This window comes from Enterobacter sp. UPMP2060, from assembly GCF_053709655.1.
Genome location: NZ_JBSKJQ010000011.1, coordinates 99,849 through 112,616, shown reverse-complemented (window position 1 = coordinate 112,616; position 12,768 = coordinate 99,849). Strand labels below are relative to the sequence as shown.

Below are 12,768 nucleotides of genomic sequence, written 5' to 3'. Positions count from 1 at the left end.
CTCTACAACGTTTGATCTTTTCTCCCTCTCCGGGGGAGAGGGCCGGGGTGAGGGCGTGCGGATAGCGCCAACCCTCACCCTAACCCTCTCCCAAAGGGAGAGGGGACTACGTCATTACTTAGTAATACGACCCTGAGCATCTTTCAGCGCGGCATCGACAGTCTGACGACCGCTTGCAGCGTTAATGACCGCGGTACGCGTGGCGTACCAGAACGCAGCCATCTGTGGGATGTTCGGCATGATTTCGCCTTTCTGGGCGTTATCCATGGTGGCCGCGATACGTGGATCTTTCGCCAGCTGATCCTGGAAGGATTTCAGCGCGACGGCGCCCAGCGGTTTGTCCTTGTTCACTTCATCCAGACCCTGATCGGTCAGCAGGTAGTTTTCCAGGAACTCTTTCGCCAGCTCTTTGTTCGGGCTGGCAGCGTTGATGCCCGCGCTCAGCACGCCAACGAACGGTTTAGACTGCTTGCCTTTGAAGGTTGGCAGCAGGGTCACGCCGTAGTTGACTTTGCTCTTGTCGATGTTGGTCCAGGCCCACGGACCGTTGATGGTCATCGCGGTTTCGCCTTTGTTGAACGCCGCTTCCGCGATGGAGTAATCGGTATCCGCGTTCATGTGTTTGTTCTTGATCAGATCCACCAGGAAGGTCAGACCCGCTTTCGCGCCAGCGTTGTCCACGCCCACGTTTTTCACGTCATACTTGCCGTTTTCAAACTTGAACGCGTAACCGCCGTCGGCAGCAATCAGCGGCCAGGTGAAGTACGGCTCTTGCAGGTTGAACATCAGCGCGGATTTACCTTTCGCCTTCAGCTCTTTATCCAGTTTCGGGATCTCTTCCCAGGTTTTCGGCGGGTTTGGTACCAGGTCTTTGTTGTAAATCAGAGACAGGGCTTCAACCGCGATAGGGTAAGCGATCAGCTTTCCGTTATAGCGAACGGCATCCCAGGTGAACGGGAACAGTTTGTCCTGGAAGGCTTTATCTGGCGTCACTTCAGCCAGCAGACCAGACTGCGCGTAACCCCCGAAACGGTCATGCGCCCAGAAAATAATGTCCGGGCCGTCGCCGGTTGCTGCAACCTGCGGGAACTTCTCTTCCAGCTTGTCCGGGTGTTCTACGGTAACTTTGATGCCGGTATCTTTTTCGAATTTTTTGCCCACTTCGGCCAGGCCGTTATAGCCCTTGTCGCCGTTAATCCAGATAACCAGTTTGCCTTCTTCAATTTTGGCGAGCGCCGGTGCGGAAATCATCATTGCTGCGAGGGCGGACAATGCGAAAACGCGTGCGCCAGTCTTGATATTCATAGCTGCCATCCTTTTTGGTGATGTCTCGTGGTATGACTTCAGTGGTTCAACGTGTCTCAGTCTCCTTATTTGACATCCTCTTTCCATCCTCCCAACCCCTACGCCCCACCCCCCGTTTGTGTGATCTCCGTTGCATAAATTTAAGTTATGAGTGCTGGCGCACATAAAAACCCACCGAATTTTGCAGGCGGCTTCACGAATTTTGCCTCAGCCCGCCCACGGCGGTCGCAGAGCCTGCTCCCTCATCCTCCCGCCTCCTCCCCCATAAAAAAGGCGGGGGGTGGAGGATTCGGGAAAGTAATGAATACCCCATAGTGAACTTATCTTGAATGTTTCTGTCGGTGACAGGTTGTAACGAAGGGAGAAGGGCATGGCGAGCGTACAGCTGCGTAATGTAACGAAAGCCTGGGGTGACGTTGTGGTGTCGAAAGACATCAATCTGGACATCAACGAAGGCGAATTCGTGGTGTTTGTTGGCCCATCAGGCTGTGGTAAATCTACTCTGCTGCGTATGATTGCCGGTCTTGAAACGATTACCAGCGGCGACCTGCTGATTGGTGATACCCGAATGAACGACATCCCGCCTGCCGAACGTGGCGTAGGTATGGTGTTCCAGTCTTATGCACTCTATCCACACCTTTCCGTTGCCGAAAATATGTCCTTCGGCCTGAAGCTGGCCGGCGCGAAGAAAGAGGTCATTAACCAGCGCGTGACGCAGGTGGCGGAAGTGTTACAGCTGGCCCACCTGCTGGAGCGTAAACCAAAAGCGCTTTCCGGTGGTCAGCGTCAGCGTGTGGCGATTGGCCGTACGCTGGTGGCCGAACCGCGCGTGTTCCTGCTCGATGAACCTCTTTCTAACCTGGATGCCGCCCTGCGCGTCCAGATGCGTATTGAAATCTCCCGTCTGCACAAGCGTCTTGGCCGCACGATGATTTACGTCACCCACGATCAGGTGGAAGCGATGACCCTCGCCGACAAAATCGTGGTGCTGGATGCCGGCCGCGTGGCGCAGGTGGGTAAACCGCTGGAGCTGTATCACTACCCGGCAGACCGCTTTGTTGCGGGCTTTATTGGCTCGCCAAAGATGAACTTCCTGCCCGTCAAAGTGACCGCGACAGCCATTGAACAGGTACAGGTGGAGCTGCCAAACCGCCAGCAGGTCTGGCTGCCGGTCGACAGCGCCAACGTACAGGTCGGGGCAAACATGTCCCTCGGTATTCGTCCTGAGCACCTGCTGCCGAGCCACATCGCTGATGTGACCCTGGAAGGTGACGTTCAGGTCGTCGAACAGCTTGGTCACGAAACACAGATTCATATCCAGATCCCCGCCATCCGTCAGAACCTGGTCTACCGCCAGAACGACGTGGTGTTGGTAGAAGAGGGTGCCACATTCGCTATCGGCTTGCCGCCAGAGCGTTGCCATCTGTTCCGTGAGGATGGCACTGCATGTCGTCGGTTGCACAAAGAGCCAGGCGTTTAAGCAATCCCAAAAGAAGACACGAAACCGACAGGTGAAGTGTTCAAAGAAAAGCAATGATCTCAGGAGATAGAATGATGATTACTCTGCGCAAACAAGTCCCTCTGGCAATCGCCGTTGCGGCAGGCATCCTGTCTGCCCAGGCAGGCGCCGTGGACTTTAAAGGTTATGCTCGTTCCGGCATTGGCTGGACCGGGAGTGGCGGTGAACAACAATGTTTCCAGACCACCGGTGCGGATTCTAAATATCGTCTTGGTAACGAATGTGAAACCTATGCGGAAGTTAAATTAGGCCAGGAAGTGTGGAAAGAAGCGGACAAGAGCTTCTATTTCGACTCCAACATCGCCTATAAAACTGCTCAGCTTAACGACTGGGAAGACAGTAACACGCCAGCAGTGCGTGAGTTTAACGTCGTAGGTAAAAACCTGATTGATTCTCTGCCAGGGGCAAATATTTGGGCAGGTAAGCGTTTCTACCAACGTCACGACGTTCACATGATCGACTTCTACTACTGGGATATTTCTGGTCCTGGTGCTGGTCTGGAAAACGTTGACGTCGGTATCGGTAAACTCTCTCTCGCAGCAACTCGTTCTTCTGAATCCGGTGGCTCCTCAGCTTTCGGCGATCGCGATCCGAATACCGGTCTGCGTACCTATAACAACAAAGTGCCAAACGACGTGTTTGATGCGCGTTTAGCCGGTATGGAAATTAACCCGGGCGGTACGCTGGAACTGGGTGTTGACTACGGTCATACCAACATTCCTGACGATTACTACCTGCAGCCTGGTGCATCGAAAGATGGCTGGATGTTCACTGCAGAACACACCCAGAGCATGATGAAAGGCTTCAACAAGTTTGTGGTGCAATACGCCACTGACTCCATGATTTCTCAGGGCAAAGGTCAGGCGCGTGGGGGTTCTGTTGATAATGACGGCAGCCTGATCCGCATCCTCGACCACGGTGCGATCACGCTGGCGGATAAATGGGACCTGATGTACGTCGGTATGTATCAGGATATCGATCGTGACAACAATCAAGGTACCACCTGGTACACCGTGGGCGTGCGTCCAATGTACAAATGGACGCCAATCATGAGCACCTTGCTGGAAGTGGGCTACGACAACGTCAAATCTCAGCAAACCGGCGATCGTAACGACCAGTATAAAATCACTCTGGCACAACAGTGGCAGGCGGGGGACAGCATCTGGTCCCGTCCGGCGATTCGCGTGTTCGCAACCTACGCCAAGTGGGATGAAAAATGGGGCTACGTGAAGACCGACTCTGAGGGTAACTTCTCTTCCACTGCTGCAAGCAACAGCACTGTAACCCCGTTCGGTACGACCAGCCGTGGTGACAGCGACGAGTGGACCTTCGGTGCTCAGATGGAAATCTGGTGGTAATTTTAGACGTAAATGTATTTAAAAGAGGGGCTTAGGCCCCTCTAACTCATAATGCATTTCTCGGAAAGTATGCGCTATTGCCTGGCTACCATGCTTTCGAATAATGAGGTCATAACGATGAAAAAAAGTCTCTTAGCACTCTGTCTGACGGCGGGCATGTTTGCTGCATTACCAGCAGTGAGCTTGGCTGATGTCAATATCGTTCCGCAGAACACGACTGCTGCGCCTGCGATTCCCTCGACCACACTGCAAAGTCTGAACTGGATCCCCGTGAATGTTGCACAAACCCAGACCATCGAACTGGGTAATACAGGCCAGAGCCTGAATGTACCGGGAATTTCAGGACCGGTTGCTGCATGGAGTGTCCCTGCGAATGTGGGTGAATTAACGTTAACGCTGGTCAGTGAAGCCGACAAAACACCATCTGTATTTGCACCAAACGTGTTAGTGCTTGATCAAAACATGTCGCCTTCAGCTTTTTTCCCAAGCAGTTATTTTACCTATCAGAAACCTGGCGTCATGTCGGCTGACCGCCTTGAGGGCGTCATGAAACTGACACCCGCTTTAGGCCAGCAAAAGATTTATATCCTCGCGTTTACTACACCCGAAGATCTGCAGCGCACCACCAAAATGATTGATCCGGCTAAATCCTATGCTCAGGGGGCGGGTAACGCTATTCCTGATATTCCTGATCCGGTCGCACGCCACGTAACGAACGGTACGCTGAAACTCAAAGTTCAAACAAACACCAGCTCAAGTATTCTGGTCGGTCCGTTATTCGGATCCTCTGGCCCTGCTGCTGTCACCGTTGGCAACACTGCTGCACCTATACCTGCTAATGTGGCCCCGACAACGGCCGCTGCGGCTATTGCAGCGCCTGCCCCGGCGAAGAAAGCCGAGCCGGTACTGAACGACACCGAAGAGTACTTCAACAACGCCATTAAGCAGGCGGTGAAGCGCGGCGATGTCGATAAAGCGCTGAAACTGCTTGATGAAGCCGAACGTTTAGGTTCAACCACTGCCCGTTCCACCTTTATCAGCAGTGTAAAAGGCAAGGGGTAACCGTTTCCCCACAGTGCTGATTTGTTAGTAGTTTGGTGCGCCTGAGTGGGCGCACTTTTTTTCGTAGCCGCCAGGCTGTTGCGCCCATGTTGCGATCGTGATCGTTAAATAACGTTTGGCCCCCCTCAATCCGTGTTTCTGCGATACAATGCCATTACGTTATGTATCGGAGAGTCTGGCATGTCACACCCTGCGCTAACGCAACTGCGTGCGCTGCGCTATTTCGACCAAATACCTGCGCTTGATCCGCAGCAACTGGACTGGTTGTTGCTGGAAGATTCCATGACGAAACGTTTTGAGCAACAGGGTAAAACGGTCACGGTGACCCTGATTCAGGAAGGGTTTGTCTCGGGCGATGAGATCGCCAGCGAGCTGCCGCTGCTGCCGCAAGAGCCACGCTACTGGCTGCGCGAAATTTTACTCTGTGCTGATGGTGAGCCGTGGCTTGCCGGGCGGACGGTGGTCCCCGAGTCCACCCTTTCCGGGCCAGAGCTCGCGCTGCAACGTCTGGGGAAAACGCCGCTGGGGCGTTACCTTTTCACCTCGTCTGAGCTTACCCGGGATTTTATTGAGATTGGTCGTGATGCCGAACTCTGGGGGCGTCGTTCCCGCCTTCGCCTGAGCGGTAAACCGTTAATTCTGACGGAGCTTTTTTTACCGGCATCACCGTTGTACTAAGAGGAAGAAAAAATGGAGTGGAGCCTGACGCAGAATAAGCTGTTGGCGTATCACCGCTTAATGCGTACCGATAAACCCATTGGCGCGTTACTGCTGCTGTGGCCGACCCTGTGGGCGCTGTGGCTCGCCACGCCGGGCGTGCCGCCGCTGTGGATCCTGGCCGTGTTCGTTGCCGGCGTCTGGCTGATGCGCGCGGCGGGCTGCGTGGTGAATGACTATGCCGATCGTAAATTCGACGGTCATGTTAAGCGTACTGCCGGACGTCCGTTACCCAGCGGGCAGGTCACCGGGAAAGAAGCCCGCGTGCTGTTCATTGTTCTGGTGCTGCTCTCTTTCATGCTGGTGCTGACCCTCAACACCATGACCATTCTGCTTTCCGTTGCGGCGCTGGCGTTGGCCTGGGTGTATCCGTTTATGAAGCGCTATACCCACCTGCCTCAGGTGGTGCTGGGTGCGGCGTTTGGCTGGTCGATTCCGATGGCGTTTGCGGCGGTTAGTGAGTCCTTACCGCTAAGCTGCTGGCTGATGTTCCTGGCGAACATTCTCTGGGCGGTGGCGTATGACACGCAATACGCGATGGTAGATCGCGACGATGACCTGAAAATTGGCATCAAATCCACCGCCATCCTCTTTGGTCGTCAGGACAAGCTGATTATCGGTATCCTGCAGGTCGCGGTACTGGCGCTGATGGTTGCGATCGGTCGCCTGAACGGGCTGAACTGGGAGTTTTACTGGTCCGTGCTGGTGGCGGGACTGCTGTTTGCGTACCAGCAAAAGCTGATTGCGAAGCGTGAGCGTGACGCCTGTTTTAAAGCGTTTATGAACAACAACTACGTTGGTCTGGTGCTGTTTTTAGGCCTGGCGATGAGCTATTTCTTATAAAAAAGTCGGGTGGCGGCTTCGCCTTACCCGACCTACGAGTTAGCAGGACATGGAGGCCCGGTAAGCGTTAGCGCCACCGGGCTTTTTTTACCGGCGACGCAGCAGCCGAAGCGCGTTCGCCGTCACCAGCACCGTTGCTCCGGTATCCGCCAGCACCGCCAGCCACAGTCCGGTCATGCCGAGCAGGGTCGTCACGAGGAAAATTCCTTTCAGCCCGAGCGCAATGCCGATGTTCTGACGGATGTTGGCCCGCGTCGCGCGCGCCAGGCTAATCATCTGCGCCAGCCCGGTCAGGCGGTTGTGCGTCAATGCCGCGTCAGCCGTTTCCAGCGCCACGTCGGTACCACTGCCCATTGCAATACCGATGGTGGACGCTTTCATCGCCGGGGCATCGTTAATCCCGTCACCGACCATCGCCAGCGGCGCGCGGGCGTTCAGCGCCGTCACGGCGCTGACCTTATCCGCAGGCAACAGTCCGGCTTTAAACTCCAGCCCCAGCTCACTGGCAATCGCTGCCGCCGCGCGAGGGTTATCACCGGTAAGAATAACGCCCTGCACGCCCAGCTTGTGCAGCGCCGCTACGGCTTCTTTGGCGTCATCGCGCAGGGTATCGCGCAGCGCCAGCACTCCCTTCGCGACGCCGTCCTGCAGGACGGTCACGACGGTTTGTCCGGTCTGTTCTAACGCCTCAACCTCTGGACTGGAAGACTTGCCCGCCGCGACAATCAGCACCTTTTTACCGTCAACGGTGGCCTCAATCCCTGACCCGACCAGCGCCCGCTGGGCGGTTGCCGGAGGGATGTTCAGCCCGCGCGACTGCGCTTCTCGCACAATCGCCTGCGCCAGCGGGTGAGTGGACCCCTGCTCAACGGCGGCGGCCAGTGTAAGCAGCTCATCTTCACTGACGTCCTGCGGATAGACACCGGTTACCTGCGGCTTACCCACGGTCAGCGTGCCGGTTTTATCGAAGGCGATATGCTGAACCTGGCTCAGCTGTTCCAGCGCCGCGCCGCCCTTAATCAGCGCGCCGCGACGCGCCGCCGCCGCCAGACCTGAGGTAATCGCCGCCGGGGTGGAAATCACCAGCGCGCACGGGCAGCCAATCAGCAGCAGCGTCAGCCCTTTATAAATCCAGCCCTCCCACGGCGCGCCAAAGAACAGCGGCGGGACGACGGTGACCAGCAGGGCAACCAGCATGATGGCAGGGGTATAAATCCGACTGAAGCGATCGATAAAGCGTTCGACCGGCGCGCGGCGCTCTTCGGCCTCTTCAATCAGCTTAAGGATACGGTCGATGGCGCTGTCGCCCGGCTCGGAAAGCACGGTGAGCTGCACCAGACGGTCGACGCTGGTGGCGCCAGCAGGCACTTTTTCACCCGCGGCGCGCTCTACCGGAATGGATTCCCCGGTCAGGGCGCTTTCATCAAAGCTCGCGGTGGCGGTAAGCAGCGCGCCGTCTGCGGGCAGACGCCCCCCTGCGGCCACCTCAATCACGTCGCCCGGGCGCAGCGTATTGATGGCGACCGTTTCACGCGTGCCGTTTATGACGCGAGTGGCGGTTTCCGGCTTCAGCGCCATCAGCGCGCTGACCCCTTTTCGCGCGCGGCTCGCCGCCCAGCCCTCAAGGCGTTCGCCGATTAAGAACAGCAGCAGCACCATCGCCGCTTCTGCCGTCGCGCCAATGAACAGCGCGCCGATCGCCGCCACGCTCATCAGCGTTTCGATTGCAAACCAGCTGCCGCTTTTCATCAGGCGCAGCGCCTGACGGGCAATCGGGAACAGGCCGACCAGCGTGGTGGCGATAAACGCCAGATTGCCGAATGGATGGTTAATCTGCTCCAGCCCCCAGCTCAGGGCCATCATGATGATGAGGGTAATGAGCGGCAGGTTTTCTTTCAGGGAGGAGGCTTTTTCAACGGGCGCCGTTTCGCTGCGCAGGGTATAGCCCGCCTGGCTGACGGCGGCTTCAACCTGCTTGCTGACGTCGTTATCGGCGCTGACCAGCAGCTTTTCGGTGGCGAACAGCACCTGAACGTGACTCACGCCCGGCACCTGCTTGACGGCGTTTTCCACCTTGCGGGCGCAGGCCGCGCAGTCCATGCCGTTGACGACCCAGCTGTAGCGGTTGCCGCTTTCAGGAAGGGGTTGAGTTGGCGTTTCGCACGCGCCTTCGCAGCAGCAGTCGTCTTTCGACGGCACCGGGCTGAGCTTAAGTGCCGAGAATTGAGGAACTTTTTTAGGTATTTCTGGAGTCGACATAGCAGTCTCCGGCAATGATAATTTTCTCATTAACCGCAGCATACACTCTGGAGTCGACTCCAGAGTCAAGCGCTATTTAGATATACAGCGAACGCACAATCAGGAAATGCCCGGCAAAGTAACACGCGGAGGCTATCGCGTTATCCGCCCGGAAGCGGCGGCGATAGTGGCTGCCCAGCCAGACGACATTCCCGATCAGCAGCAGCGCGGCGCCGAAGAACGCGGACATCGCCGGAGCGGTCGGACGGAAGAACCACAGTTCGCCCGCCAGCCACACCATCACCAGCGTCATGGCGATAAACGTACAGACCGGCAAACGCATCTCTTCCAGACGCGACCAGATCACCGCAATCAGCAGGGCGCCAATCACCAGCAGCACCAGCGGCAGCGGCCAGAAGAAGGAGAGCGTCATCTGGCTGGCAAAGTAGATGGTATAAAGCAGATGGGAGAGGAAGAACGCCCCAACGGCGTACAGCAGGCGCTGGCGCGGCAGCAGGGTTAAGGCATCGCCAATCAGGGATGCACACAGCCCGGCGAGCACCAGATAGCTGACGGCGTTAAACATCGGCGCTTGCCAGGCCAGCAGCAGCAGGAGCAACAGCGTGACCGGTTTAAACAACCAGCGCTGCCAGGTGGGACCGCGGTACGACGCATCGACATAAAGCCATGCGGAAAAACAGACAGCGATAAATGACCAAAGCATATTAACTCCCTGTATCTGTTAAGTCTGAATAATCAGTTTCTGATCCAGTGTAGTGACGCGGGTGGGCGTTTGGCAATGGCGGGGGAGGCAAGGTATCCTGAATTCCGCAAAATCTGATGGGATTGTCGAATGAGCAAGATGCCGCTTTTTTTCATTATCGTGGTGGCGATTATCGTCATTGCCGCCTCGTTCCGTTTCGTTCAGCAGCGCCGCGAGAAGGCGGATAACGATGCCGCACCGCTGATGCAAAAGCGCGTGGTGGTGACCAACAAACGCGAGAAACCTCTCAACGACCGCCGCTCGCGCCAGCAGCAGGTGACGCCTGCGGGCACGGCAATGCGCTATGAAGCGAGCTTTAGGCCGGAAACGGGCGGCCTGGAGATAACCTTCCGCCTGGAGGCGCAGCAGTACCATCAGCTGACGGTGGGGGAGAAAGGGACGTTGAGCTACAAAGGGACGCGGTTTGAAGGGTTCAGGACGGAATAATGCACGAACGGTCCCCTCTCCCTGTGGGAGAGGGTTAGGGTGAGGGCATCAGGCCGCCCCTTACTTCTTCACCTGCGCCTTAAACTTTTTCATCCACACCAGCAGTTCAAACACCCCGAAAATAAACACGCGCAGCTGCTGCCAGCCCGTCATCTGCGGGCCGTCTTTCGGCAGGCCGTTTTTCAGCATCACCATCTGCAGGGCGTGCATAAACGACGTGAAAATCAGCGCCACGTTAACGAAAATATTCATCGGGCGCGGGAACGGGTGCACAAGATTTAAAATCAAAAATGCCCAGACGCCCAGCATCAGCAAACGTCCCAGGTTAGTCAGTACCGGCATCGGAGCCTCCTTGTGCCTGACGGTGATAAAGACGGTAAGCGACCTGGCCTGCGACCTTTTCGCGGTGCAGATCCCAGTGAGTGGGAACCGGCGGCAGACCGTTTTCCACTTCGCTTTCAACGTAAATTAGCGCGTCATCCGCCAGCCAGCCGTTTTGCTCAAGCAGGGATAACGTCTCTTCCAGCAGCCCCTTGCGGAACGGCGGATCGACAAACACCACGTTATGCGGCGTGCCTTTCTGCGCAAGAAAACTCAGCGTGTTGGTGTTCACGACTTTGGCGTTGCTCGCCTTCAGCGTCGCCAGATTTTGCTGCAGCGTCTGCGCCACGCCGCGCTCCATCTCCAGCAGCGTGGCGCTGGCGGCATAGCGCGACAGCGCTTCCAGGCCGAGCGCGCCGCTTCCGGCGAAGCAGTCCAGGCAGTGGGCGTCTACCATTGACGGGGCCAGCCAGTTAAACAGCGTCTCGCGCACGCGGTCGGTAGTAGGGCGTAAACCGGGGCTGTCCGGCACCGGTAATTTCCGGCCTCGCCACTGACCGCCGATAATACGAATTTGACCGGCCGGGGCGCGGTTGGGTTTCTTCATCTCAGGAAAGCTCTGTTAACAATTGGCCTGCGATTGCGGGCGGTGATGTCAATTAAGTAAAGTGTTAGACTATTTCATCATTTTTTTAGCTTCCATGTATATAGCGCCGCGAGGAGTGTAGTCGCAGATGGCAAAACAAAAAAAACGTGGCTTCTTTTCCTGGCTGGGCTTCGGTGAAAAAGAGCAAGAAACAGAACAGAAAACCGAAGAGCAACAAGCCGTTGAAGAGCAGTCACAGCCTGAAACGCCTGTAGAAACCGCCGCGGTTGTCGAAGCGGAAGAAACGGCGCACAGCAAAGAAGAGATTGAAACCTTTGCACAAGAGGTGGTTGAGGTCACGGAACAGGTTCAGGAGAGCGAGAAGCCAGAGCCGGTTGTCATTGAGGCCCTTGCCGAAGCTCCGCAGGCCGTTATCGAGCACGAAGAGCTGCCGCTGCCGGAAGAGGTGAAAGCCGAAGAGGTTTCTGCCGAAGAGTGGCAGGCGGAAGCGGAAACCGTTGAAATTGTTGAGGCGGTGGAAGAAGAAGCGGCACTCGAGCCAGAGCTGACCGACGAAGAGCTGGAAGCCCAGGCGCTGGCGGCAGAAGCCGCGGAAGAAGCGGTCATCGTCGTGCCGGTTGAAGAACAGCCGGAAGAAGAGAGCATACAGGAGCAGGAAAAACCGACCAAAGAAGGTTTCTTCGCGCGCCTGAAGCGCAGCCTGCTCAAAACCAAAGAAAACTTAGGTTCCGGATTTATCAGTCTGTTCCGCGGCAAGAAGATCGACGACGATCTCTTTGAAGAGCTTGAAGAACAGCTGCTGATTGCGGACGTCGGCGTGGAAACCACCCGTAAGATCATCGCCAATCTGACCGAAGGGGCGAGCCGCAAACAGCTGCGCGACGCCGAAGCGCTGTACGGCCTGCTGAAAGACGAGATGGGTGAAATTCTCGCAAAAGTTGACGAACCGCTTAATATTGAAGGCAAAACGCCATTTGTTATTCTGATGGTTGGCGTGAACGGCGTGGGTAAAACCACCACCATCGGCAAGCTGGCGCGTCAGTTCGAACAGCAGGGCAAATCGGTGATGCTGGCGGCGGGCGATACCTTCCGCGCGGCAGCGGTTGAGCAGCTGCAGGTTTGGGGCCAGCGCAACAACATTCCGGTGATTGCCCAGCATACCGGCGCGGACTCCGCGTCCGTGATCTTCGATGCCATCCAGGCGGCGAAGGCGCGCAACGTGGACGTGCTGATTGCCGATACCGCAGGGCGTTTGCAGAACAAATCGCACCTGATGGAAGAGTTGAAGAAAATCGTCCGCGTCATGAAGAAGCTGGACGAAGACGCGCCGCATGAAATTATGCTGACCATTGATGCCAGCACCGGACAGAACGCCATCAGCCAGGCGAAGCTGTTCAATGAAGCGGTAGGACTGACGGGGATCGCGCTGACCAAGCTGGACGGCACCGCGAAAGGCGGGGTGATCTTCTCCGTGGCCGATCAGTTCGGTATTCCTATCCGTTACATCGGTGTGGGCGAGCGTATTGAGGATTTGCGTCCGTTTAAAGCGGACGACTTTATTGAGGCATTATTTGCCCGAGAGGACTAA

12 protein-coding genes are annotated in these 12,768 nt (G+C 56.6%); 7 read left to right on the top strand and 5 right to left on the bottom strand.

The window, feature by feature from the left end; all coding sequences use genetic code 11:
* Window positions 1-114 precede the first annotated feature (114 nt).
* On the bottom strand, window positions 115-1,305 hold the full coding sequence (gene malE / locus ACWKXN_RS18675) for a maltose/maltodextrin ABC transporter substrate-binding protein MalE (protein WP_454544132.1): 1,191 nt from the start codon (window positions 1,303-1,305) through the stop codon (window positions 115-117).
* Window positions 1,306-1,675: 370 nt separating this feature from the next.
* Between malE and malK the strand changes: the two genes are divergently transcribed.
* The 5 genes from malK (at window position 1,676) to ubiA (ending at window position 6,804) form a co-directional block, all read left to right on the top strand.
* Window positions 1,676-2,785, top strand: coding sequence for a maltose/maltodextrin ABC transporter ATP-binding protein MalK (gene malK, locus ACWKXN_RS18670; protein ID WP_023310005.1), 1,110 nt, complete (start codon window positions 1,676-1,678; stop codon window positions 2,783-2,785).
* Window positions 2,786-2,856: 71 nt separating this feature from the next.
* Window positions 2,857-4,182, top strand: coding sequence for a maltoporin (locus ACWKXN_RS18665; protein WP_069303516.1), 1,326 nt, complete (start codon window positions 2,857-2,859; stop codon window positions 4,180-4,182).
* Between the two features lie 111 nt (window positions 4,183-4,293).
* On the top strand, window positions 4,294-5,244 hold the full coding sequence (gene malM / locus ACWKXN_RS18660; protein ID WP_182383938.1) for a maltose operon protein MalM: 951 nt from the start codon (window positions 4,294-4,296) through the stop codon (window positions 5,242-5,244).
* A gap of 180 nt (window positions 5,245-5,424) precedes the next feature.
* Window positions 5,425-5,922 (top strand): chorismate lyase, encoded by a 498-nt coding sequence (ubiC, locus tag ACWKXN_RS18655; RefSeq protein WP_023334136.1) that lies wholly within the window; start codon window positions 5,425-5,427, stop codon window positions 5,920-5,922.
* 12 nt (window positions 5,923-5,934) lie between these two features.
* Entirely contained in the window at window positions 5,935-6,804 is an 870-nt protein-coding gene (gene ubiA / locus ACWKXN_RS18650; protein WP_029741974.1) for a 4-hydroxybenzoate octaprenyltransferase, read from the top strand.
* An 87-nt stretch (window positions 6,805-6,891) separates the two neighbouring features.
* Here ubiA and zntA read toward each other — a convergent pair whose 3' ends face one another.
* Both zntA and ACWKXN_RS18640 read right to left on the bottom strand, forming a co-directional pair.
* The gene (zntA, locus tag ACWKXN_RS18645) at window positions 6,892-9,063 is read right to left on the bottom strand and encodes a Zn(II)/Cd(II)/Pb(II) translocating P-type ATPase ZntA (RefSeq protein WP_454544131.1); all 2,172 of its coding nucleotides are present in this window, start codon (window positions 9,061-9,063) and stop codon (window positions 6,892-6,894) included.
* 76 nt (window positions 9,064-9,139) lie between these two features.
* Window positions 9,140-9,766 (bottom strand): lysoplasmalogenase, encoded by a 627-nt coding sequence (locus ACWKXN_RS18640; RefSeq protein WP_029741976.1) that lies wholly within the window; start codon window positions 9,764-9,766, stop codon window positions 9,140-9,142.
* Between the two features lie 129 nt (window positions 9,767-9,895).
* Between ACWKXN_RS18640 and ACWKXN_RS18635 the strand changes: the two genes are divergently transcribed.
* Window positions 9,896-10,252, top strand: a complete 357-nt coding sequence (locus tag ACWKXN_RS18635; RefSeq protein ID WP_454544130.1) for a DUF2500 domain-containing protein — start codon at window positions 9,896-9,898, stop codon at window positions 10,250-10,252.
* 60 nt (window positions 10,253-10,312) lie between these two features.
* Here the strand turns inward: ACWKXN_RS18635 and ACWKXN_RS18630 are convergent, their stop codons facing one another.
* The gene (locus ACWKXN_RS18630; protein ID WP_087823770.1) at window positions 10,313-10,594 is read right to left on the bottom strand and encodes a DUF1145 family protein; all 282 of its coding nucleotides are present in this window, start codon (window positions 10,592-10,594) and stop codon (window positions 10,313-10,315) included.
* Window positions 10,578-11,180 carry a 16S rRNA (guanine(966)-N(2))-methyltransferase gene (gene rsmD, locus ACWKXN_RS18625; protein WP_023334140.1) on the bottom strand — a complete coding sequence of 201 codons (603 nt, stop codon included), beginning with the start codon at window positions 11,178-11,180 and terminating at the stop codon, window positions 10,578-10,580. Before rsmD ends, ACWKXN_RS18630 begins: the two co-directional genes overlap by 17 nt.
* A gap of 127 nt (window positions 11,181-11,307) precedes the next feature.
* On the opposite strand from rsmD, the gene ftsY reads away from it, so the two are divergent.
* Window positions 11,308-12,768, top strand: a complete 1,461-nt coding sequence (ftsY, locus tag ACWKXN_RS18620) for a signal recognition particle-docking protein FtsY (protein WP_454544129.1) — start codon at window positions 11,308-11,310, stop codon at window positions 12,766-12,768.